22 protein-coding genes are annotated in these 20970 nt (G+C 70.2%); 3 read left to right on the forward strand and 19 right to left on the reverse strand.

Annotated elements, in window-relative coordinates; all coding sequences use genetic code 11:
- Positions 1-25: 25 nt before the first annotated feature.
- Genes ABZT04_RS21635 through ABZT04_RS21675 form a run of 9 tightly spaced genes read right to left on the reverse strand, consistent with a single transcriptional unit; the run spans position 26 to position 9538 of the window.
- The gene (locus ABZT04_RS21635; RefSeq protein WP_356058425.1) at positions 26-859 is read right to left on the reverse strand and encodes an SDR family oxidoreductase; all 834 of its coding nucleotides are present in this window, start codon (positions 857-859) and stop codon (positions 26-28) included.
- Positions 856-1311: a VOC family protein gene (locus tag ABZT04_RS21640; RefSeq protein WP_356058426.1), complete on the reverse strand. Its 456-nt coding sequence runs from the start codon at positions 1309-1311 to the stop codon at positions 856-858. Before ABZT04_RS21640 ends, ABZT04_RS21635 begins: the two co-directional genes overlap by 4 nt.
- Positions 1308-2366 (reverse strand): CoA transferase, encoded by a 1059-nt coding sequence (locus ABZT04_RS21645; RefSeq protein ID WP_356058428.1) that lies wholly within the window; start codon positions 2364-2366, stop codon positions 1308-1310. Before ABZT04_RS21645 ends, ABZT04_RS21640 begins: the two co-directional genes overlap by 4 nt.
- On the reverse strand, positions 2363-3319 hold the full coding sequence (locus ABZT04_RS21650) for an LLM class F420-dependent oxidoreductase (protein ID WP_356058429.1): 957 nt from the start codon (positions 3317-3319) through the stop codon (positions 2363-2365). Before ABZT04_RS21650 ends, ABZT04_RS21645 begins: the two co-directional genes overlap by 4 nt.
- 31 nt (positions 3320-3350) lie before the next feature.
- Positions 3351-3749, reverse strand: a complete 399-nt coding sequence (locus ABZT04_RS21655) for a cobalamin B12-binding domain-containing protein (RefSeq protein WP_356058430.1) — start codon at positions 3747-3749, stop codon at positions 3351-3353.
- Positions 3749-5350 (reverse strand): methylmalonyl-CoA mutase family protein, encoded by a 1602-nt coding sequence (locus ABZT04_RS21660; RefSeq protein ID WP_356058432.1) that lies wholly within the window; start codon positions 5348-5350, stop codon positions 3749-3751. Before ABZT04_RS21660 ends, ABZT04_RS21655 begins: the two co-directional genes overlap by 1 nt.
- On the reverse strand, positions 5347-6789 hold the full coding sequence (locus ABZT04_RS21665; RefSeq protein ID WP_356058433.1) for a FadD3 family acyl-CoA ligase: 1443 nt from the start codon (positions 6787-6789) through the stop codon (positions 5347-5349). The genes ABZT04_RS21660 and ABZT04_RS21665 overlap by 4 nt, the downstream gene beginning before the upstream one ends.
- On the reverse strand, positions 6786-7964 hold the full coding sequence (locus ABZT04_RS21670) for an amidohydrolase family protein (RefSeq protein WP_356058435.1): 1179 nt from the start codon (positions 7962-7964) through the stop codon (positions 6786-6788). The genes ABZT04_RS21665 and ABZT04_RS21670 overlap by 4 nt, the downstream gene beginning before the upstream one ends.
- Positions 7965-7999: 35 nt before the next feature.
- Complete coding sequence (locus tag ABZT04_RS21675; RefSeq protein ID WP_356058436.1) at positions 8000-9538, reverse strand: AMP-binding protein; 1539 nt, start codon at positions 9536-9538, stop codon at positions 8000-8002.
- Positions 9539-9602: 64 nt separating this feature from the next.
- Between ABZT04_RS21675 and ABZT04_RS21680 the strand changes: the two genes are divergently transcribed.
- Genes ABZT04_RS21680 through ABZT04_RS21690 form a run of 3 tightly spaced genes read left to right on the forward strand, consistent with a single transcriptional unit; the run spans position 9603 to position 12142 of the window.
- The gene (locus ABZT04_RS21680) at positions 9603-10616 is read left to right on the forward strand and encodes a ferredoxin--NADP reductase (protein WP_356058438.1); all 1014 of its coding nucleotides are present in this window, start codon (positions 9603-9605) and stop codon (positions 10614-10616) included.
- A 4-nt stretch (positions 10617-10620) separates the two neighbouring features.
- Complete coding sequence (locus tag ABZT04_RS21685; protein ID WP_356058440.1) at positions 10621-11340, forward strand: enoyl-CoA hydratase/isomerase family protein; 720 nt, start codon at positions 10621-10623, stop codon at positions 11338-11340.
- Entirely contained in the window at positions 11333-12142 is an 810-nt protein-coding gene (locus tag ABZT04_RS21690) for an alpha/beta hydrolase fold domain-containing protein (RefSeq protein WP_356058442.1), read from the forward strand. The genes ABZT04_RS21685 and ABZT04_RS21690 overlap by 8 nt, the downstream gene beginning before the upstream one ends.
- On the opposite strand, the gene ABZT04_RS21695 is transcribed toward ABZT04_RS21690, so the two are convergent.
- From ABZT04_RS21695 to ABZT04_RS21740, 10 genes are all read right to left on the reverse strand, one after another.
- Positions 12096-12668, reverse strand: a complete 573-nt coding sequence (locus ABZT04_RS21695) for a TetR/AcrR family transcriptional regulator (protein ID WP_356058444.1) — start codon at positions 12666-12668, stop codon at positions 12096-12098. The two genes, ABZT04_RS21690 and ABZT04_RS21695, sit on opposite strands and share 47 nt — an antisense overlap.
- 92 nt (positions 12669-12760) lie before the next feature.
- Positions 12761-13729 carry an LLM class flavin-dependent oxidoreductase gene (locus tag ABZT04_RS21700; RefSeq protein WP_356058445.1) on the reverse strand — a complete coding sequence of 323 codons (969 nt, stop codon included), beginning with the start codon at positions 13727-13729 and terminating at the stop codon, positions 12761-12763.
- Between the two features lies 1 nt (position 13730).
- On the reverse strand, positions 13731-14042 hold the full coding sequence (locus ABZT04_RS21705) for a DUF1330 domain-containing protein (protein WP_356058446.1): 312 nt from the start codon (positions 14040-14042) through the stop codon (positions 13731-13733).
- Between the two features lie 14 nt (positions 14043-14056).
- Positions 14057-14245, reverse strand: coding sequence for a ferredoxin (locus tag ABZT04_RS21710; protein ID WP_356058447.1), 189 nt, complete (start codon positions 14243-14245; stop codon positions 14057-14059).
- A complete protein-coding gene (locus ABZT04_RS21715; RefSeq protein WP_356058448.1) occupies positions 14242-15534 on the reverse strand; it encodes a cytochrome P450 in 1293 nt (430 codons plus the stop codon). Before ABZT04_RS21715 ends, ABZT04_RS21710 begins: the two co-directional genes overlap by 4 nt.
- 70 nt (positions 15535-15604) lie before the next feature.
- Positions 15605-16456 carry an NAD(P)-dependent oxidoreductase gene (locus ABZT04_RS21720; protein WP_356058450.1) on the reverse strand — a complete coding sequence of 284 codons (852 nt, stop codon included), beginning with the start codon at positions 16454-16456 and terminating at the stop codon, positions 15605-15607.
- Positions 16456-17022, reverse strand: coding sequence for a DoxX family protein (locus ABZT04_RS21725; protein WP_356058452.1), 567 nt, complete (start codon positions 17020-17022; stop codon positions 16456-16458). The genes ABZT04_RS21720 and ABZT04_RS21725 overlap by 1 nt, the downstream gene beginning before the upstream one ends.
- Positions 17019-17936 carry an alpha/beta fold hydrolase gene (locus tag ABZT04_RS21730; RefSeq protein WP_356058454.1) on the reverse strand — a complete coding sequence of 306 codons (918 nt, stop codon included), beginning with the start codon at positions 17934-17936 and terminating at the stop codon, positions 17019-17021. Before ABZT04_RS21730 ends, ABZT04_RS21725 begins: the two co-directional genes overlap by 4 nt.
- Positions 17933-19591 (reverse strand): OB-fold domain-containing protein, encoded by a 1659-nt coding sequence (locus tag ABZT04_RS21735; protein ID WP_356058455.1) that lies wholly within the window; start codon positions 19589-19591, stop codon positions 17933-17935. Before ABZT04_RS21735 ends, ABZT04_RS21730 begins: the two co-directional genes overlap by 4 nt.
- The gene (locus ABZT04_RS21740; protein WP_356058456.1) at positions 19588-20964 is read right to left on the reverse strand and encodes a cytochrome P450; all 1377 of its coding nucleotides are present in this window, start codon (positions 20962-20964) and stop codon (positions 19588-19590) included. Before ABZT04_RS21740 ends, ABZT04_RS21735 begins: the two co-directional genes overlap by 4 nt.
- Positions 20965-20970: the final 6 nt, after the last annotated feature.

The following is a 20970-nucleotide window of genomic DNA, read 5'->3' on the forward strand; positions in this document are numbered from 1 at the left end:
CGCCGAGCGGACACCACGTCGCCGGTCACCGGCCGGCGCGCTCCCGCACCGCCGCGTACACCCCGCCGTCGACGAGAACGTCGATCCCGGAAATGAAAGCGGCCTCCTCCGACAGCAGGAACGCCACCGCCGCCGCCACGTCCTCGGCCCTGCCCATCCGGCCGAGCGGAGTCTGCTCCACCAGCGCGGCCATGGCGGGCTGGGCCAAGGCCTCCCGCCGCCCCTGAGGAGTGTCGATGACGCCGGGCGAGACGGAACACGCACGAGCGCCGTACGGCCCGAGCCGCACCGCCTCCCGGCGTACGAACCGGTGCACCCCGTGCTTGGCCCACGCGTACGCGAGCCCGGTGTTCTCGACGGCCGGTCCGAGAGCGTCGTGGAGCCGGTCGAGGAAGCCCTCCTGCAGCGGGTCGTCGAGGATCGCCCCTACGGCGGGATCGGCCTCCAGGTTGCCGAGAAGCGGGGCCATCGAGGCGAAGCACACCAGCGCCGTCCCCGCGGTGGCGAGCGGGCGGAGCGCCTCGGCGAGCCGGGCGGTGCCCACGAGGTCGACCTCGAAGATGCGCCGCCAGTCGGCCATGGTGGGCGAGATCCCGGCGGCGTGGGAGACGGCTCTGAGGGTGCCCGATTCAGCGACGTGGGCGGCCAGTTGAGCGAGACCCGCTGTGTCGGTGATGTCCAGCACGAAAGGCTGGATCTCGATCTCCGGTTCGGCGGCGGCCAGTTCCTTCGCCGCGGCGGTCACGGCCAACTCGTCCCGGTCCACCAGCAGCAGCGTGTCGACCAGTTCGGTGAGCCGCCGTGCGCAGGCCAGTCCCATGCCACGCCCGGCCCCGGTCGCGATGCCCACGGTCGTCATGCGTCCACTCCTCCGTGGCCCCAGTACTTCTCCAACCCCGGCCGCGCCAGCCGATCCACGAGTTCCACGAGCAGGCCGCTCGGGCCGCGCAGGAAGGCGAAGGGCGCGCCGCCGGAGCCGGCCCGGGTCGCCTCGGTCACGAAGCCCTGGCCGGTGAGTTCGGCGGCGTCGGCGGCGACGTCGTCTGACCAGTAGCCGATGTGGTGCACGCCTCCGCCCGCGACCGGTTCCCACAGGGTTCCCGGGACACTCCGGATGATCTCCAGTCGGGGCAGTGTCCGGGAGTAGACGCAACTGATGTCGACAACGGCGTTTCCGGTCGGCAGCGTCAGCGGCAGCGGTCCGCCGATCTCGGCGCACCACTCGTACCCGAACGCGGCCGAGAGTTCGGCCAAGGTCGCCTCGAAGTCCTCGGCGACCAGCCCGAGATGGAACTGGTCCTCGGCCCTCATGACTCGATCACCTCTCCGGAAACGCCGTGTTCGCCCAGCCGGGGCGGCGGCCCGTAGTCGGGTTCGTATCCCGCGACCCGGACGGGACTGCGGACCAGTCGGAAGTCCCCGGCCGTCACCACGGCCTCCGGCGTCGCCGCCAGCGCCTGCGGCAGTGTCCGTACGGCGGCGGCCGGCACCCCGAGCGGACGCAGCCGCGCCTCCCAGGCCGTAGCGGTGTCGCAGGCCAGGGCGTCCGTCACGGCGGCCAGTACCTCTTCGCGGCGTTCCGCCCGTTCGGCCATGGTGGGGAATCCCCGGACGCCGGCCTCGGCGGCGAAGGACTTCCAGAAGCCGTCGTGGGTGATGAAGAGCGCCAAGTAGCCCTCCGCGGTGGGAAAGAGCTGGGCCGGCACGTAGTAGGAGTGGGCGCCGAGCGGCAGCCTGCGCGGTTCGGTGCCCTCGTTGAGGTAGGCGGAGGCGCGGTAGTTGAGCTGAGAGAGCATCACATCCCGTAGCGACACCTCCACTTGGCCGCCGCACCCGGAGACGATCTGGGCGAGCAGGCCCAACGCGGCTGTCAGACCCGAGGAGTTGTCGGCCGAGGAGTAGCCGGGCAGGGTCGGCGGGGCGTCCGGGTCGCCGGTGAGGGCGGCGACACCCGTGGCGGCCTGGACGACATAGTCGAAGGCGGGTTCGTCGCCCGCCTCCAGTCCGTATCCGGTGAGCGCGACGCACACGATCCGGTCGTTCCACTTGCGCAGCACGTCGTACGTCAGGCCCAGCCGGTGGATCGCCGACGGTTTGAGATTGACGAGCAACGCGTGGGCGTCGGCGACGAGTTCACCGAGCCGGGCCTGTCCGTCGGCGGTCGTGAGATCGAGGCGGACGCTGCGCTTGCCGCGGTTGAGGCTGGCGAAGTAGGCGTCGCTCACCTGGCGCGAGATGTCCCCGCCGGGCGGCTCGATCTTGGTGACCTCGGCGCCGAGGTCGGCGAGCATCATCGTGGCGTAGGGGCCGGCCAGCATGTGGCCGACCTCCAGGACGCGGATGCCGTCCAGCGGTCCGGCACTCATCGCAGGTCCGCGGCGAGGGCGGCGAGCATGTCGCGGGTGCGGTACTTGGAGGCGACCAGGTCGTCGCGGTTGTCGCCGATGGGCAGCAGCCGTACGGAGAGGTCGGTGACGCCTGCGTCCGCGAAGCGTTGGAAGCGGGCGGCGATGGCGTTCTCGTCGCCCGCCGCGCACAGATCGCCGATGTCGCGGGCGTCGCCGTATTCCAGAACGCGTTGGTAGTTGGGCGAGATCTCCGCCTCGCCGAGGATCCGGTTGGCGCGATCGCGGGCCTCGTCGACCCGGCCGGGGCCGCACAGGCAGACCGGGATGCCGGCGACGATCCGGGGTGCTGGGCGTCCGGCGCTCTCGGCGGCCTTGGTGATGCGGGGGACGACGTGCTCGCCGACCGCGCGTTCGTCGGCCATCCACAGCACGGTCCCGTCGGCCCGTTCCCCGGCGAGACGCAGCATGACCGGGCCGAGGGCCGCGAGCAGGACCGGCAGCGGGGAGACCGGGGCGAGGGTGAGTGGGTTGTGGACGGTGAAAGTGTCGTTCTCGATGTCGACCATGTCCGTTCCGCCGAACGCGGCGTCCAGGACGTCCAGGTAGTCACGGGTGTAGGCGGCCGGTTTCTCGTACGGCAGTCCCAGCATGTCCTGGATGATCCAGTGGTGGGACGGCCCGAGGCCCAGGGCGAGCCGTCCCCCCGCCGCGGCCTGGGCCGAAATCGCCTGCCGGGCCAGGGCGATGGGGTGCTGGGTCTGCAACGGCACGACGGCGGTGCCCAGTTCGATCCGCTCGGTCCGCGCGCCCATCAGCGCGACCGCGGTGAGCGCGTCGAAGTCGGTGGGGATCTGCGGCACCCACACGGTGTCGAAGCCCGCCTTCTCGGCCCAGGTCACGTCGTCGATCATGCGCGTGACCTTGCGGACCGAGTCTCCGCGCTCGGGTCCGATCATCACTCCGATGCGCACGGTGCCTCCAGGTTTTCGGCTCGCCGCCGGGTCATGGCGAGGTGACGGATGTCAGGGCGCGCATCTCGGCCACGAGGGCGTCGAGCGGTGTGCCCGTGGGGAAGACCGCGGCGGCTCCCGCCGAGAGCAGTTTCGGTACGTCGGCGGGCGGGATGGTGCCGCCGACCACGACGGCGATGTCCTCGGCCCCGGTGGCGCGCAGCGCCTCGATCACGCGGGTGGTCAGCGCGAGATGCCCGCCGGAGAGGATGCTGAGGCCGACGACGGCCACGTCCTCCTGGACGGCGACGGCCACGATGCCGTCGACGCGCTGCCGGATCCCGGTGAAGATCACCTCGAAGCCCGCGTCGCGCAGGGTCCGTGCGACGATCTTGGCGCCGCGGTCGTGTCCGTCGAGCCCCGGTTTGGCCACCAGCACACGGGAGTTCATCAGAACACCACCGGCTGCTGGAACTCGCCCCAGACCGCCTTGAGCGCGGCGACCATCTCACCGACGGTGCAGTAGGCGTTGGCGCAGTCGATGAGGATGGGCATGAGGTTGTCGGTGCCTTCCGCGGCGCGGGTCAGTTCGGTGAGGCGTCGCCGTACGAGGGCGGCGTCGCGGGTGGCCTTGACGTCGGCGAGCCGTTTCAACTGCCGGTCGCGGCCCTCCGCGTCGAGTTCGTACGTGGCGAGATCGGGCGGCGGCTCGTCGGAGACGAAGCGGTTGACGCCGACGACCGGGCGGGTGCCCGCCTCCACCTCGCGGTGCAACTGGTAGGCCTCGTCGGCGATGAGCGTCTGGAGGTAGCCGTCCTCGATGGCGCGGACCATGCCGCCGTAGCGCTCCAGGTCGTCCATGATCTCGACGATGCGGGCCTCGGTGGCGTCGGTGAGCGCCTCGACGAAGTACGAGCCGCCGAGCGGGTCCGCGACCCGGGCGACGCCCGTCTCGTGGGCGAGGATCTGCTGGGTGCGCAGGGCGAGCGTCGCCGACTCCTCGCTGGGCAGGGCGAAGGGCTCGTCCCAGGCTGCGGTGAACATCGACTGGACTCCGCCGAGTACCGAGGCGAGTGCCTCGTAGGCGACCCGGACGGTGTTGTTCTGCGCCTGGGGCGCGTAGAGGGAGGCGCCTCCGGCGACACAGCCGAAGCGGAACATGGCGGCCTTGTCGCTGTCCGCGCCGTACCGCTCGCGCACAATGGTCGCCCAACGCCTGCGTCCGGCACGGTACTTGGCGATCTCCTCGAAGAAATCGCCATGCGTGTAGAAGAAGAAGGAGACCTGCGGGGCGAACTGATCGATCGTCATACGGCCGCGGGCGAGGACCGTGTCGCAGTAGGTGACGCCGTCGGCGAGCGTGAACGCCATCTCCTGTACGGCGTTGGCGCCGGCGTCGCGGAAGTGCGAGCCGGCGACCGAGATCGCGTTGAAACGCGGCACCTCGGCCGCGCAGAACTCGATGGTGTCGGCGATGAGCCTCAGGGAGGGTTCGGCGGGCCAGATCCAAGTGCCCCTGGAGGCATACTCCTTGAGGATGTCGTTCTGGATCGTGCCGGTGAGTTTCGCCCGGGGCACGCCCGCCCGTTCGGCCGCGGCGACGTAGAAGGCGAGCAGGATCGCGGCCGTGCCGTTGATGGTGAAGCTGGTGCTGATCCGGTCGAGCGGGATGCCGTCGAAGAGGATCTCGGCGTCGGCGAGTGTGTCGACGGCGACGCCCACCCGGCCCACCTCCTCGCCCACTTCGGGGTCGTCGGAGTCGTAGCCGCACTGTGTGGGCAGGTCGAGTGCCACCGAGAGTCCGGTGCCGCCCTGTTGGAGGAGGTAGTGGTAGCGGCGGTTGGACGACTCTGCGGTGCCGAAGCCGGAGTACTGCCGCAGCGTCCAGAGGCGTCCCCGGTAGCCAGTTGCGTAATTGCCGCGTGTGAAGGGGAAGTTGCCGGGCGCTGGTGGTTCAGCCTTGACGTCGTCGGGGCCGTAGACCGGTTTGAGGGGCAGGCCGGACGCGGTCCGGGTGAGATCGTCGCCCTGGGGCGGTGTGGGAGGCGTCATCGCAGGAGGTCCTTCATCACCTTTCCGGTGGCGTTCAGCGGCAGTTCCGTCAGGAACTCCACGGTCCGGGGCACCTTGAACCCGGCCATCCGGCGCCGGCTCCACTCGATCAGCTCGTCGGCGGTCAACTCGTCCCCGGGCAGCGCCTTTTGGCGTACGACGAAGGCTTTGCCGACCTGTCCCATGCGTTCGTCGGGGACGCCGATCACGGCGGCCTGGGCGACCGCCGGGTGTTCCATCAGGTAGCCCTCGATCTCGGCCGGGTAGGCGTTGAAGCCGCCGACGATGAACATGTCCTTCTTGCGTCCGACGATCCGCAGATAGCCGCGCTCGTCGAGCGTGCCGAGGTCTCCGGTGCGCAGCCAGCCGTCCTGGTCGATGGCCTCAGCGGTGGCGTCGGGGTCGTTGAAGTAGCCGCGCATCACGCTGTAGCCGCGGACGAGGACTTCGCCGTCGTCGGCGATGCGGACCTCGACGCCGTCGCAGGGGGTGCCGACGGTGGTGGCGATGTCCTCGAAGGAGTCGCCGGGACGGGTGGCGGTGGCGGTGCCCGCCTCGGTCAGGCCGTAGCCCGTCATGATCGAGGTGAAGGGCAGTTCGGTCATCACCCGGCGGATCAGTTCGACCGGGATGTCGGCGGCTCCGGTGACCGCGACTCGTAGTGAGGACAGGTCTCTTGAGCCGCGGTCGGTGAGCAGTGAGTGGTAGAGGGTGGGCGGTCCCGGCAGGACCGTCACCTTCTCGCGCTCGACCAGGTCGAGGACGTGGTCCACGTCGAAGACGGGCACGGGGAGGATGGTCATGCCGCGGATCAGCGACGCGACCAGGCCCGCCTTGAAGCCGAAGATGTGGAAGAACGGGTTGACGATCAGATAGCGGTCGCCCTCCCTCACCCCGGCCAGGTCGCACCACTCCGTGTACAGCCGGAGGGTCTGGGCGTGGGTCATCAGCACGCCCTTGGGCCGGCCGGTGGTGCCGGAGGTGAAGACGATGTCGCTGACCTGGTCGCCGGTCACCGTGCGCTCGAAGGGCGAACCGCTCGCCAGGAAGCCGGACTTGAGGTCGATGACCGGCACCCCGGGCGGCGCCTCGAAGTCCAGACCGAGGAAGCCCTCCTGGACGAGAACGGCCTTCGCCCCGCTGCGGACGATGATGTCGTGCGCCTCGTCCGCCTTGAAGCGGGTGTTCACCGGCACCACCACACCGCCCGCGGTCATGAGACCGAAGGCGGCGACGATCCACTCGGCGGAGTTCGGCGCCCAGATCGCGACCCGGTCGCCCTGCTCCACCCCGGCCGACGCGAACGCTCCCGCGGCCACGCGCACCCGCTCGACCAGCTCGGTGAACGTGAGGCGGAGCGGGCCGTCCACCACGGCTTCGGCGTCACCGAAGCGGTCGGCCGCACTCAGCACCATCCGCGGGATGCTCTCCCAGGTCATACGCCGATCAGCCGGGCGAGGTTGCCGCCCATGATCATGGCCTGGTCGGCCTGGGTCATGCCCTGGATCGCGTCGATGTAGGAGACCGGGTCGGCCAGTCCCTCGGGGTGCGGGTAGTCGGATCCGAACAGGACGCGCTCGACACCGACGACCTCGGAGAGCGCGGCCATGTCCTCCTCCCAGAACGGGCTGATGTGGATCCGCTTCCTGACCTCCTCGACCGGGTCGCCCAGGAAACCCTTCGGCTGCTTCTTGTAGGTGCTGCCCAGTTGGTCGAGCAGGGGCAGCAGCCAGGAGGAGCCGTTCTCGATGACCGAGACCTTGAGTTCCGGGAAGCGGAACAGGGCTCCGTGGCAGACCCAGGACGCGACCGCGTCGGTGACCGGGCGCCACTCGGACATCATCCGGAAGACCTGCGCCTGGAACGGCGTCATCTCCTGGCTCTTGCCCTCCCAGTCGCTGGAGTAGCGGGAGTAGCCGCTGTCGGAGGAGTGCATGGCCACCAGCACGCCCGCCTCCTCGACTCGCTTCCAGAACGGGTCGAACTCCGGCAGCGCGAAGGACCGCGAGCCGCCGAAACCGGGGACGGGCGCGGGCCGGACGAGAATCGCCCGCGCTCCCCGCTCAAGGCACCACTCCAGTTCGGCGATCGCCTTGTCCAGGATCGGCAGGCTGATCACCGGGGTGGTGAAAATGCGGTTCTTGTAGTTGAACTGCCAGGTCTCGTGCAGCCACTGGTTGAGGGCGTGGACGACGACATGGATCAACTCCGGGTCGTCCCGCATCCGTTCCTCGACCAGGCTGGCGAGGGTCGGGAACATCAGGGTCTGCTGGATGCCCAGGTCGTCCATGAGTTCCAGGCGGGGCCCGGGCTCGCGGAACGCGGGGATCGACCGCATCGGCTCACCGAACAGCTCCCGGTGGGACTTGCCCTCCGGGTTGCCCTCGCGGAAGTAGTCCTCCCACGCGCCGGGCCGGGCCACGACCTCGAAGGTGGGGTTGGGGATGTAGTCGCTGATCTGACCGCGGATGGCGATCTTCGTACGGCCCTTCACCTGCACGTACTGGATGGCACTCGCGTACTGCTTGGGCAGATGGCGGGTGAGTGCGTCCTCGGTCTCGTACAGGTGGTTGTCCGCGTCGAACAGTGGATACGGCGGCACGCGCGATGGCATGAGATCCTCCTTCGCAGATTACGAGAATCCTATTCTCACTCTTGATGGGCTGCAATATCCCTACGGAGAACGAACTTCTGAACCTTGCCGCTGGCGGTGCGCGGGAAGTCGTCGACGACATGCAGTTCTTCCGGCCACTTCTGCCGGGCGAGGCCCACCGAGGCGAAGTGGGCGCGGAGTTCGTCGAGGGTGGGCTCGGCCCGGCCCGTCCGCAGTCGTACGACGGCTGCCGCGTGTTCGCCGAGGCGGGCGTCCGGCGCCGCCACCACCGCGGCCTCGGCGACGGCCGGCAGGGCGAGGAGCACCTCCTCCACCTCCAGCGCGCCGATGTTCTCGCCGCCTCGGATGATGATGTCTGCCTTGCGGTCGGTGATGGTGAGGTAGCCGTCCTCGTCGAGTTCACCGATGTCGCCCGTGTGATACCAGCCGTCCGCGTCGAAGGCGCGCTCGGTGAGGGCCGGGTCGGTGTAGCCGAGGCACAGGTCCGGGCCGCGGCTGAGGATCTCGCCGTCATCGGCCAGCCGGATCTCCACTCCGGTCAGCGCGTCTCCGTCGGTGTAGAGCCGTTTGCCCTCGGGCGCGGTGTGGGCCGAGGCGGTGATCGAGGGGTGCTCGGTGCTGCCGTAGGCGCGGAAGACGGTGATGCCGAGGTCCGCGAGCCGTCTGGTCACCGTGTTCGGGACGGCCGCGCCGCCGAGGCCCGCGTACTTCATGCGGGTCAGGTGGGCGGGCGTGAAGTCGGGGTGGTCGAGCAGGCTCGTCATGTAGTAGGCGGCGCCGCCTCCGACGGTGAGGCCGTCGCGGGCCATCAACTCCAGGGCGAGGCCCGGGTCCCAGGTGTCGGCGAGGTTCACGGGGCTGCCGTCGAGCACGGGGATCAGGAAGGCGTTCACCATGCCGATGAAGTGGCCGACGGGCGCGGAGGTGAGCTGGTGGCCCCGGTCGGGCGGGTAGCGGCCGGCCAGTTGACGGGTCTCGAAGCCCAGGGTGCGGTGGCTGTGCACAACTCCCTTGGGATCGCGGGTCGTTCCGGAGGTGAAGGCGATCAGCGCGGGTCCGGAGGGGTCCGTCGGGAGGACGCCGGGCAGTGGTTCGTCGGCGAGCAGGTCGCCGAAGTCCCGGCCCACGACGCCGACCACGGGGATCTTCGCGCTCAACTCGGGGTCGTGGCGCAGGTGTCCGAAGCGTTCGGCGGTGACGAAGACCTTGGGTTCGACCGTGTCCAGGATGTAGCCGACTTCCTTGCGTCCGTAGAAGTGGACGATTGGCACCACGACCGCACCGAGGAACGCCGACGCCCAGAAGGCCGCGGCGGCCTCCATCCAGTTGGGCAGTTGGAGCGCCACGACGTCACCGGGGCCGACGCCCCTCTCGCGCAGGCCGGCCGCGAGTCGACGGGCCGTCAGCTCGACCTCGGCGAAGGTGCCTTCCCAGGGCCGGACCGCCGAGTGCACGCGGAACGCGGCTTCCGGGGCCGCCGTCAGTCCCCGCGCCAGCAGGTCACCGATCGTCTCCCTGGTCCACCAGCCTTCCGCCTCATAGCGGTTGACCAGTTCAGCGGGGATCGTTCGCACGACAGGAACTTCCTCTCGTCATTGAGAATTGCACTCTCTCAGAGCGAGAAGGTAAATTCCATACATGGGACGAGACCACGGGTTCCACCCGGTGCGGATCACACGGATCATCCAGGAGACGCCCGACACACGGACGTACGTACTCGACGCGCCCTTCCCTTACCGGGCGGGCCAGTTCGTGACGATCAAGGCCTGCGGCACGCTGCGCAGCTACTCGATGTCCAGTGCGCCGGAGACGGACACCGAGGTGATGACGACGGTGAAGCGGGTTTCGGGCGGTCTGGTGTCCAACTGGATGCACGACCATCTCGCGCCCGGCGATGTCGTCGAGACAACGCTGCCCGCAGGAGTGTTCTGCCTCCGGGAAGGCGGCGAGGCGGGCGGTGACATCGGTGTTCCGGTGGTGGCGTTCTGCGGTGGCAGCGGGATCACACCGATCCTCTCGCTCGCGAAGTCCGCGCTGGCCGGCACCAGACGCCGGGTGCGGGTCCTGGCCGCCGACCGGGACGCGGCCGCCGTCATCTTCGCGGCGGCGCTCGGCGAGTTGGCCGAGCGGTATCCGGACCGCTTCGAGATCCGGCACCACCTGGACGACTTGCAGGGGTTCGTCACCGGGGAATCGGTGCGGGAGTTCGTGGGCGGCGACACGGACGCGGACTTCTACCTCTGCGGACCCGCGCCCTTCATGGAGTTGGTGGAGAACGCGCTTCTCGACCGTGGAGTCCTCCCGGAGCAGATCTTCGTCGAGCGGTTCGCGCAGACCACCGATCCCCCGCCCGCACCCGAAGAGGCCCCCGAACAGGACGGCACGCTCACGCTCGTGCTCTCCGGCAAGCGGCACACGCTCGCGCAGCGCTCCGGCGAGACGTTTCTGGAGAGCGCGCGTCGGGCAGGTCTGGCCCCGCCGTTCTCCTGCGAGGCGGGCAACTGCGCCACCTGTATCGCCCAAGTCACCGAAGGCGAGGCCAAGATGCGCGTCAACAACGCGCTCGACGAGGACGAGATCGCCGAGGGCTGGGTCCTGACCTGCCAGGGCGAGCCGACCGCACCGCACGTCACTGTCGTCTACGAGGACTGAGGCCATGGACGTAGATCTCGAACTCGACGAGGGCCTGGCGGTCGTCACCATCGACCGCCCGCAGGCCCGCAACGCCATCGCCCCCACGACGATGGACGAACTCGACAAGGTGCTCGACGCGGCCGCGGGCGCCAAGGCCCTGGTCATCACGGGCGCCGGCGACCGGGCGTTCGTCTCGGGCGGGGACCTCAAGCAGTTGAGCGCGATCCGGACCGAGGAGGACGCGATGGCCATGGCCCTGCGGATGAGGGGGATCTGCGATCGCATCGCGGGCTTCCCCGGGCCGGTGATCGCCGCGTTGAACGGACACGCGTTCGGCGGTGGCGCCGAGGTCGCGGTGGCCGCCGACATCCGGGTCGCCGCCGACGACATCAGGATCGGCTTCAACCAGGTGGCCCTGGCCATCATGCCCGCCTGGGGCGGCGCCGAGCGGCTCGCCCAACTGCTCGGCGGGGGAAGGGCGTTGATGCTCGCCGGTGCCGGGACGGTGCTCGACGCTGCCGAGGCGCACCGCGTCGGACTGCTCGATCTGGTGCTGCCGCGCGCCGAGTTCGCCGAGGGCTGGCGCACCCTGGCCAGATCGCTGGCCACCCATCCGGCACGGGAGATCAAACGGGTGATGAGCGGAGCCGTCCCGGAGGAGGAGGCCGCGCGTGCCTTCGCCCGGCTCTGGGTGTCCGACGAGCACTGGCAGGCAGCGGAGAGGGTGATGTCCCGTGGGTGACACACGAGTTGGGGCGACCGGAGCGGGCGCCGACCTGAGCGACGTACGCGCGCATACGGACCGTCCGGCGGCCGGCGACGGTCGGGTGCGGGTCGAGTCGAGCCCGGTCGGGCCGATCGTCCGGCCGCCGGATCCGACCGATCTGGTGGTGCTGTATCTGCACGGGGACCGGCAGTTGTCGGGTTCGCCGGAGTCGGCGGTGGACCTGGCCGAGCGGCTCGCGCTGCGCACGGGGGCGGTCGTGGTGTGCCCGCGCTACCGGTCGTCGTTCCCCGGGGCGCTCGACGACGTGCATGCCGTGTACAGCTCGTGCCAGGCCCGTGGTCCGGTCGCACTGGCGGGCGAGCGGCTGGGTGCGGGGCTCGCGGCCTCGCTGCTGGTGCGGCTGCGGGACATGGGAGCGCGGGAGCCGGAGTGCGCGGTGCTGAGTTCGGCGTTGCTCGATCTGACGCTGGACGCGCCGAGTCTGCTGCTCAACGCGGCCGCCGATCCCGGCTTCGACTTCGACGAACTCCGGCTGCACGCGGCCCGGTTCGCGGCCGGCGCCGACCGCACCAACCCGCTGTTGAGCCCGCTGCACGCCAACCTGCACGGGCTGCCGCCGATCCAGCTCCTGGTGGCGGGGACCGATCCGCTGCTGGACGACTCCCTGTCGTTCGCCGCCCGCGCGGCCCGTTCCGGGGTCACGGTGGATCTCCGGGTACGGCCGGACGCGGTGAGTCTGCATCCCGAGAGCGTCACGGCCATGGCCGATTTCATACAGGCATGGGCCCGAGCAGCACGCCCATCACCTCGCGGATGATCTCGGGGTAGTCGGTCTGTTCCTCGTCGAGCATCCACTGCTGCTGGACCCCGTCCAGCATGGCGACCACGGCCGTGGCGGCGGCCCGGGGAGTCAGGCCGCTGGGCAGTCGGTCGCCGTAGAGGCCGGTGAGGTGCTCGATGGTGTGGTCCTGGATCGCCCGGTAGTAGTCGTGGCAGAACCGCTGCACCTCGTCGCCGCCGGTGACGCCCTCGGCGACGAGCACGCTGTGGATCTGCGCGAGACCGGGGTTCCTGTGGTCGTAGGTGATGACCTCGGCGAGCAGTCCGGGCAGGTCCTTGCCGGCGTCCGCGTGGAGGGCGGCAAGGTGTTCGCGGGCGAGGTCCTCGCGGAGCTGGACGAGGGCGAGGAGCAGTCGCTTCTTGCTCGGGAAGTAGTGCAGGACGCCCTGGCGGGTCAGGCCGGCGCGCTCGGCCACGGCGTCGATGGATGCCTTCTTGTAGCCGCGCTCGGCGAACACCGCGAGCGCGGCCACAAGGATCTCCTCGTGTCGGGTCGTCGTCATGGAGCACCCCTTCCACCTCGGCAACACGGTCGTGACCTTACGGTTGCCGTGGCGGTGTGGCGACCCTTCCGGCCATCCGGGGGGAGGTGTCTCTAACCTGCCGTCCGCCGGTGTGCGTCGGCGAAGGCGCGCAGTTCGCGTGCCACGTCGGGCCCGGACGGTGTGTAGACGATCTCCTGGAATCCGGCCGCGTCGAGCGCGGCCAACTGCGCTCCGATGCCCGGCGCGTCCGCCACCAGACTGGTGAGGTCGATGTGCGGGAGGAGTTCCTGGTCCCGGTCGGTGAGCCCGGTGACATGGCTCTCGAAGGCCAGGAGATGGCGTTCGCCCTCGGGGGCGAGTGATTCGAGGGTCTTGCGCCAGGCCTCGCCGCCGGGCAGCGCGTCGACCGCCTCGGCGCCGCGTGAGGCGTAGGCCTCGTGCCAGGGGATGACCCGCCACGGGCCGATGGCCTCGCGCACCCGGTCCGATCCCGGTTCCTCGCCGGAGTCGAGCACGGTGCCGGACACGATCATCGCGGACGGCAGCGTGGGGTGGACGGGGCCGATGATGCCGTCGGCGACCTCTCCGGCCAGCTCGGCTCCCCGGGGTCCGAACACGCTGAGCCACAGGGGGACTTCGAGCGGGCGGGGTGCTGCGCGGTCACTCGCGTGCAGCATGCGGACCGGGCTGCCGTCCACGGTCACGGTCTCCCCGGCCAGCAGGCCGCGCAGTGCCGTGACGTACTCGGCAAGTGCCGTGAGTTTCATGGGGCGTTGGCCGATGGCCAGGCGCGCGGTGAAGCCCGTACCGAAGCAGGCGCGGAAACGCCCCTCGGAGAGGCGGGCGATCGTCGCGATCCCGGATGCCATCGCCATCACCGAGCGCTGGTCCGGCACGAGGACGGCCGAACTCAGGCCGATGCGGGATGTCTCCCGGGCGGCCAGCGCGAGGTGGACGAAGGGGTCCTCCCACAGCGGGGCCGACTCGTAGATCCATGCCCGTGAGTAGCCCAACTCCTCGGCGAGTACGACGAGTTCGGCGAAGTCGGGGCCAGGTGGCAGGCCGCAGGACAGTTCCATGTCACTCCCCCTGCGACGGCATCTCGAAGCCGGCGACGATCGCGACGCGCGATTCGGCCGCGGCCTGCCGCAGGGGCTTCGCCCGCCCGTACTCCTCCGACTCGTACCAGGCCCTCGCCGCTTCCACGGATTCAAATTCGAGAATGACGGTCTGGTCCCCGTGCCACTCGCCCTCAAGAACCTCCGGCCGTCCGTCGACCGCGAGGATGGACGCGCCGGCCTGGACGATCGACGCCCCCGCTGCCTGACCGTAGGCGGCCATCCCGGCCGGGTCCTTGATGACCTCGGTCACAATCACGTAGCCCTTGGGCATGTACTCGTTCTCCTCTAACTCACTGTGATCGCACGCTCCGGGCAACTGCCCTGAGCTTCACGGACCGCCTCCTGATGCTCCGCGGGGACTTCGGGCAGCAGGACTTCGGCGTATCCGTCGTCTGTCAGGTCGAACACCTCGGGGCAGATCGACCAACAGATTCCGTGGCCCCGGCAGCGGTCCGGGTCTACGGAGGCTTTCATCGCGCGGACTCCTCGGCGAGCGTGAACTCCAGGTTCAGATGGGTGAGTCCGCGCAGGATGTACGTCGGCAGGTAGCGGTAGTTCCGCGCGTCGGCGGGGCCGTGCACGCGCTCCGAGATCCTGATGTCGGTCGTCCGGTCGAGGATGCGTTCGATGCCGACGCGGGCCTCGGCGCGGGCGAGCGGGGCGCCGGGGCAGGTGTGCGGGCCGCGGCCGAAGGCGAGGTGGTGGCGGGCGTTGGCGCGGGCCGGGTCGAAGGTCTCCGGGTCCTCGAAGTGGCGCGGGTCGCGGTTGGCGGCGCCGTTGAGGACCATGAGGGTGGTGCCGGCGGGGAGGTCGACGCCGCCGACCGTGGACGGGACGCGGGAGAGCCGGAAGTCGCCCTTGATCGGGCTCTCGGTGCGCAGCGTCTCCTCGATGAAGTTCGGTATGCGCTCGCGCTCGGTGCGCAACAGCCGCTGCAGATCGGGGTCTTCGGCGATCAGCTTGAGGGCGTTGCTCAGCAGCCGGACGGTGGTCTCCTGGCCGGCCGCGAACAGGTTGGTGGCGACGCGCGCGACATCGGCGACGTCGGGGGTCGAGCCGTCGGCGAACTTCGCGGTGGCCAGGCCCGTGATCACGTCCTCGCGGGGTTCGCGTCGGCGCTCCTCGACATAGGCCGAGAACTGCCCGTACAGGTACTCCAGCGGTGAGTACGACACCTCGCCGTCGGTGCTCCCGATGCCGGCCTGCGGCCGGTGTTCGAGGCCCTCGACGAACGAGTTGCGGTCCTCGTCGGGCACGCCGAGCAGGTCGGCGATGACCCGCAGGGTGAAGGGGCCGGCGAACCCGCTGATGAAGTCGCCCTCGCCGGCCGCGAGATACGCGTCGAGCTGGGCGTCGGCGAGGTGCCACATCGACGCCTCGTTCTCCTTGAGGCGGCGCGGGGTGATCAGCCGCATCAGCAGTCCGCGGTGATCGGTGTGCATCGGTGGGTCGAGCGTCGGCAGTTGGTCGCTCATCGGGAGCTGGTCGCGGTACTGCTCGATCAGCGCGCTCACGTCGTCGCCTTCGAGCGGGACGGGGAACCCGGGGAAGGGGCCGGTCACCGAGAGGCAGGACGAGAAGGTGTCGGAGTCGTTGAGGACCTGGATCGCCTCGTCGTACCCCGTCACCATCGTCACGTCGTGGTGGCTCTCGCGCAGCACCGGGCACTTGCCGCGCAAGGCCTCCAGGTAGGGATAGGGGTCCGCGACGACCTCGTCGTCCTGGAAGAAGTCGATCGCCTCGAAGTCCTTCACGGTGTGCACGGTTCCCTTCCGTCACCAGTCTGACGACGAGCGACGATATCAATCTTCTCCGGTCACAAGAAGGCCGTTTTCACTTTCGTGGAGCGGGAGTCGCGTTCGCCGTGAGGCGTCCTTGTCCCATGTGGTCGAGGGCCGCGTCGGCCGCCGCCAGTACCGAGCCGGTCGGCACGCCCGCCGTGTCGGCGAGGCCCGCCAGCAGCTTCACGTCCTTGCGGAGGAGTGGTCCGGCGCGCTCCGCGAGGCGGTCGAGGGTGCCGCCGCCCTCCTTCACCCGGTCCAGCGCGAAGCTCGCTCCGCTGCCGTGCAGGACGACCTCGGCGAGGGCGCCCCGGTCGATGCCGAACTCCGGCGCGAGGGCCAGTGTGTCGGCGGCGGTCGCCAGGTTCGCGGTGAACAGGAGGTTGTTGAGGAGCTTGGCGATCTGTCCCGAGCCGAGCGGGCCCATGTGCACGACCGGATCGCCGAAGGCCTCGAACACCTTGCGGCAGTAGGCGACCGTGCCGGACTCGCCGCCCGCCATCACCAGCAGCCGGCCCTCGGCGGCCGCCTGTCCGCCGCCGCTCACGGGTGCGTCGACCACGGAGACGCCGTGCGCCTCGGCCCGTTCGGCGAGCCGTCGGCAGGTGTCGGGATGGACCGTGCTGTGTACGGCGATCACGCCGCCCCGGCGCAGGCCGGTCAGTACGCCCTGTTCGCCGGTGACGACCTGTTCGACATCGGCGTCGTCGACGACACAGACGCACACCAGGTCGCTGGCAGCGGCCAGTTCGGCGGGAGACGCGGCCTGCCGCGCAGGTGTGTCCGTGAACGCGGCGAGCGTGGCCGGGCGGCGTGCCCAGAGGGTCGTGGCGAAGCCGGCCTCGACGATCCGGCGCGCCATGGGCGCGCCCTGGCTGCCCAGCCCGATGAATCCGACGCGCATCAGCGGGCCTCCTGGTCGACCGACTCCGGAGCGGGCACGGCCTCGGCATCCGTGCTTGGCGTGGCCTCGGTCTTCGGTTCCGGTCGCCAGAACGTGCCCAGGAGTCCCGCGGTCGCCGCCACGGCCACGCCGAGCGCGACGGCTCCGCCGGTCCAGCCGGTCACGTCGATGCCGGCCGCGTGGTCGACGGACCAGCGGCCGGGGCCCAGTACCGCCAGCGCCAGGGCGACGACGGCCAGGGTGAGGACGTACTCGTAGCCGTCCTTGAAGACGAAGAAGCCGTTGGGCCGATGGGCGAGCAGGCCCGCGACCAGCATCACCGAGATCACGGCCGCGCAGGCCAGCGGGGTGAGGAGACCGAGAATCAGCAGGACGCCCGCGGCGACCTCGGTGAGCACGCTCATCCAGGCCTGCAGCACACCCTGCCTGAGGCCGAGTCCGGTGAACCAGCGGGCGGTGCCCTCGATACGGCCGCCGCCGCGCCAGTGGTTGAGCCCGTGCATGATCATGATCAGTCCTACGACCACGCGTACGAGCAGCAGTACCGCGATGTCGGCGTCAGTCATCCGGCCCTCCGTGGCAGATGGTCGATCCCGTCGTTCTCGTATCCGAGAACGCACTCCTCCACGAACGAGAGGATCTTCAGGTGGTACCCGGTCGCGGTGCGCCCGATGCTCAAGTTGTGGCCGCCGTCGGCCTGTTCGTCGGTGACGACCCGCGGGGAGGCGGTGAACAGGCTCGCGATGTCGGCCAGGGCCTCGGGACCGGAACTCCATACGCGTTCGTGGTCGCCGAGCGTGTAGTGGACGGGAGTCCTTACCCGGGCGGCGAGTTCGGCGAACGCCAGCGGCCAGCGGCGGGCCACGGTGGACTCGTAGCGCGGGCCCGGGGACTGGATGCGGGCGGCCCCGATGACGTCGTCCGGATACAGGCGCGAGGGTTCCCACAGCAGGTCGCGCAGGCCGGGTCCGGGCCGTCTCGGCACGGCGGGGTCGCGCCGTCTGAAGTCGAGGATCTCGACGGCCCCGGGGGCGTGGTGGCGGCCGGTACCAGCGATCTCCAGGCCGAGAAGGTCGTTCCGTCGTTCGTCGCCCGCCATGCGGACGCCCAGGTCGCAGCCGATCGAGTGCGCCCACAGGAACAGCCCCGCCCCGCGCGGACGGGCGGCGAGCAGTCGGTCGACGGCTCCGTAGGCGAGGTCGACGCGCCGTGTGGGGGAAGCCATGCTCTCGGCGTGCGGAGCCGAACTTCCGTATCCGGGACGGTCGATGGCGACGACGGTGAAGTCGAGTGCCGCGGCGGTGCGCAGGAGGGACAGCCGGGGCTGGTCCGGGTAGTCGAAGTAGCTCGATGTCACCGCTCCCCCGTGCAGCGCGACGACGACCGCGCGCGGGTCGCGGGCCTCGCACAGCAGCGCCGACACGGGGACGCCGTCGACGTCGACGACATGCGAAACGACGTTCGTGGTACGGGAGTTCATCCGTCCGCCCGAAGGAGGAGCACACCGCTCGGAGCGAGGCCGCCGGTGCTGACCGCCGCGATCCGCGCGCCCGGCACCTGCCGTGCCCCGGCCGCACCGCGCAGTTGGACGATCGCCTCCTCGACCAGCCCCATGCCGTGGGTGCGGCCGTGGGAGAGCTGTCCGCCGTGGGTGTTCAGAGGCAGGATGCCGTCGCGGGCGATGTTCTTGCCGCCGTCCAGGAAGTCCTTGGCCTCGCCGATGCCGCAGAATCCCAGCCCCTCCAGCCAGGACAGGCAGTTGAAGGTGAAGCCGTCGTAGAGTTCGGCGATGTCGACGTCCTGCGGGCGCAGGGTGGTACGTGACCACAAGTGGGCGGACTGGCCCAGGACTTGGGGTTCGTGAGTGAGGGTGCTCTGGTCCCATTCGAGGCGTTCCAGGAGCTGGGTGCCGACGGCTTCGACGAAGACGGGCGGCTGGGCCAGGTCCCGGGCGGTGTCCACGGCCGACACGATCACCGCGACCGCGCCGTCGCAGGGTACGTCGCAGTCGTAGAGGCCGAAGGGTGTGGTGATGGGGCGGGCGCTCAGGTAGTCGTCCATGGTGAGCGGCTCGCGGTAGATCGCGGTGGGGTTGAGCGCCGCGTTGGCCCGCTGGTTGAGGGCGATCCAGCCGAGGGTCTCGCGGGTGGTGCCGTAGCGGTGGAAGTGGCGCTGGGCGTTCTGCGCGAGGGTGTGCGCCGCCGAGACACCGCCGAACGGCTTGATCCAGCCGTCCAGTTGGCGCGGCTGATCCACTGCGACGCGTCCGCGCCGTACGAGTTCGCCGTACGACGCCTCCCACACCGTACGGAAGCACAGCACATGTCGGGCGAGGCCACCGGCGACGGCGAGCATCGCGGAGACCAGTGAGCCGCCGGGGCCGAAGGTCTCTCCGCCGCCGTTGTACCAGGTGGGTTCGAGACCGAGGGCCGACTCCAGGGCGGTCACTCCGCCCTCGCTGAAGCCGCCGTGCGGGGTGGGGCCGGGGTAGGTCGCGAGGCCGTCGATGTCGGCGGCGGTGAGTCCGGCGTCGGCGATCGCGCGCTCGCAGGCCTGGACGGTCAGGGACACGGGAGGGACCAGCAGGCGGCGCCCCAGTTCGGAAGCGCCTACGCCGGTGATCGCGACCTTGTCCTCGAACTTCTCCGTGGTCACCATCGGCCGTACGCGACGGGCCAGTTGGAGGGTCTCCTCCTCACCGAGCGGCAGCGGGCGGGCGGGCGGCTGGTCGGGGGCCGGGCGGAACAGGGGCAGCCAGGCGTCCTCGACCTGTTCGAAGACGACCTCCATCCGCAGGCCCAACTCCAGCTCGTCAGGCTCGCATTGGACGGCGTTGGTGGTGAGCCGGACCCGGGGGTCCTCCTCCACCGCGACCTGCGCCACCACATACGGTGCGGGCAGGCCGGGCAGGGCGAAGCGGTGGTTGACGGTGAAGCCGATCAGGGTCGCGAAGCCGGAGACGGCCCGGACACCGATGTCGTGCCCGTGGCAGTACCGGCAGACCGGCTGCGGCGGGTGGATGAGGGCCGCGCAGGACCCGCACTCCGCCAGCCGCAGCCGGCCGTCCGCGCCGGAGGTCCAGAAGAACTCGTTCTCCTCCGTGACCACCGGACCGGGACGCTGATGCTCTGTCATGTGTCGATCCGTGCCTTTGACTTGCGGATGGTGACCGGTTCGGCGAGGCGTTGTTCGTCGCAGACCTTCTGGAGTTCGGCGAGGGTCTCGTCGAGCCCGGCGCCGAGCCGCTCGCCGGGGGTGAAGGTCGCCGGGAGGTGGCGCATGCCCTGGATGACGCCGATGGTCTCGTAGTGCACGGCGCCTTCGGGGTCGCAGTGGTAGTCGGGCATGCGGTCCAGTACGGCCGTCACCATCCGTTTGAACACGGTGCGGGCCACGTTGGAGCCGATGCAGCGGTGGATGCCGAGGCCGAAGCTGCTGTGCCGGTTGCCCTTGCGTTCCATGTCGATCGTGTCCGGGTCGGGGAAGACCGAGGGGTCCCGGTTGGCCATCGCCCAGGAGAGCCAGAGGCGTTCGCCCTCCTTGAACTCGGTGCCGGCGATCTCGCAGTCGGCGGTGATGGTACGGCCGTCTCCGGGTGCCGGGGTGTAGAAGCGCAGGAACTCCTCGGTCGCTGAGTCCAGGAGGGTCTTCCGCTCGCGGCTCAACCGCTCGCGTTCCCGGGGGTGTTGGGAGAGCCATTCGAGGGAGTGGGCGGTGAGGGCGGTGGTGGTGTCGAAGCCGCCGCCGATCAACAGGGCGCACACGCCGAGGAGTTCGCCGTCGTCCGGGTTGCGGCCGTTGATGTCGGCGCGGACCAGTGCGTCCACCAGGCCTGGGCGGGGATTCTTGCGGATCTCCGCGAGCTGGGCCATGAGGTCGATGCCCATCTTGCGGCTCAGGTCCAACACCCGTTGCATGTCCGGTGAGTTGGGGGGTGTGTAGACGGAGGCGTGGGCAGGTTCGTTGTAGATGGTCCAGTGCGCCAGGGGGATGCCCATCATCGCCAGGGTGAGCACGGCCGGGACGATGTTGGCGAGGTCGTCGACGAAGTCGATGCGCCCGGTCTCGATCTTCTCGTCGATGCTGGCGCGGACGACCTCGTCGACGAACGGGATCCAGCGCTGGATGGCCGCCGGTGACAGATAGGGGTTGAGGGTCTGCCGGTAGTGCCGCTGCTCCGGCGGGTCCATCTCCAGGAAGCCGCCCCGGGCTTCGCGGGCGCGGGGCGGCGGGGGGATGGAGATGCCCTTGTAGCCGCGCCGCTCGTTCTTCACGTCGTGGTCGTTGGAGAGGAACTCGGCGGACCTCGCGAGTTCGAACACCTCACGGTTGCCGCTGGCCACCCAGTGGCCGCCGTGGGCCTCCGTCCAGGCGATCGGGCACCGGCCGTGCAACTCGTGGGTGATCTCCTCGAACCGGTCGCGGTAGTCGGGGGTGTGCCGGTCGAAGTGCACCAGGTGGTGCTTGCGGCCGCCGTCGTCGTCGACGGCCGCGTCGTCCGTGGTCATGCGGAG

The organism is Streptomyces sp. NPDC005492, from assembly GCF_040605995.1.
Classification (GTDB): domain Bacteria; phylum Actinomycetota; class Actinomycetes; order Streptomycetales; family Streptomycetaceae; genus Streptomyces.

Excerpts from the sequence above, each read along its gene's own strand:
- ABZT04_RS21635 (WP_356058425.1), bottom strand. The coding sequence starts at position 859 with ATGACGACCGTGGGCATCGCGACCGGGGCCGGGCGTGGCATGGGACTG.
- ABZT04_RS21640 (WP_356058426.1), bottom strand. The coding sequence starts at position 1,311 with ATGAGGGCCGAGGACCAGTTCCATCTCGGGCTGGTCGCCGAGGACTTC.
- ABZT04_RS21645 (WP_356058428.1), bottom strand. The coding sequence starts at position 2,366 with ATGAGTGCCGGACCGCTGGACGGCATCCGCGTCCTGGAGGTCGGCCAC.
- ABZT04_RS21655 (WP_356058430.1), bottom strand. The coding sequence starts at position 3,749 with ATGAACTCCCGTGTGCTGGTGGCCAAACCGGGGCTCGACGGACACGAC.
- ABZT04_RS21660 (WP_356058432.1), bottom strand. The coding sequence starts at position 5,350 with ATGACGCCTCCCACACCGCCCCAGGGCGACGATCTCACCCGGACCGCG.
- ABZT04_RS21665 (WP_356058433.1), bottom strand. The coding sequence starts at position 6,789 with ATGACCTGGGAGAGCATCCCGCGGATGGTGCTGAGTGCGGCCGACCGC.
- ABZT04_RS21670 (WP_356058435.1), bottom strand. The coding sequence starts at position 7,964 with ATGCCATCGCGCGTGCCGCCGTATCCACTGTTCGACGCGGACAACCAC.
- ABZT04_RS21680 (WP_356058438.1), top strand. The coding sequence starts at position 9,603 with ATGGGACGAGACCACGGGTTCCACCCGGTGCGGATCACACGGATCATC.
- ABZT04_RS21685 (WP_356058440.1), top strand. The coding sequence starts at position 10,621 with ATGGACGTAGATCTCGAACTCGACGAGGGCCTGGCGGTCGTCACCATC.
- ABZT04_RS21695 (WP_356058444.1), bottom strand. The coding sequence starts at position 12,668 with ATGACGACGACCCGACACGAGGAGATCCTTGTGGCCGCGCTCGCGGTG.
- ABZT04_RS21700 (WP_356058445.1), bottom strand. The coding sequence starts at position 13,729 with ATGGAACTGTCCTGCGGCCTGCCACCTGGCCCCGACTTCGCCGAACTC.
- ABZT04_RS21705 (WP_356058446.1), bottom strand. The coding sequence starts at position 14,042 with ATGCCCAAGGGCTACGTGATTGTGACCGAGGTCATCAAGGACCCGGCC.
- ABZT04_RS21710 (WP_356058447.1), bottom strand. The coding sequence starts at position 14,245 with ATGAAAGCCTCCGTAGACCCGGACCGCTGCCGGGGCCACGGAATCTGT.
- ABZT04_RS21720 (WP_356058450.1), bottom strand. The coding sequence starts at position 16,456 with ATGCGCGTCGGATTCATCGGGCTGGGCAGCCAGGGCGCGCCCATGGCG.
- ABZT04_RS21725 (WP_356058452.1), bottom strand. The coding sequence starts at position 17,022 with ATGACTGACGCCGACATCGCGGTACTGCTGCTCGTACGCGTGGTCGTA.
- ABZT04_RS21730 (WP_356058454.1), bottom strand. The coding sequence starts at position 17,936 with ATGAACTCCCGTACCACGAACGTCGTTTCGCATGTCGTCGACGTCGAC.
- ABZT04_RS21735 (WP_356058455.1), bottom strand. The coding sequence starts at position 19,591 with ATGACAGAGCATCAGCGTCCCGGTCCGGTGGTCACGGAGGAGAACGAG.
- ABZT04_RS21740 (WP_356058456.1), bottom strand. The coding sequence starts at position 20,964 with ATGACCACGGACGACGCGGCCGTCGACGACGACGGCGGCCGCAAGCAC.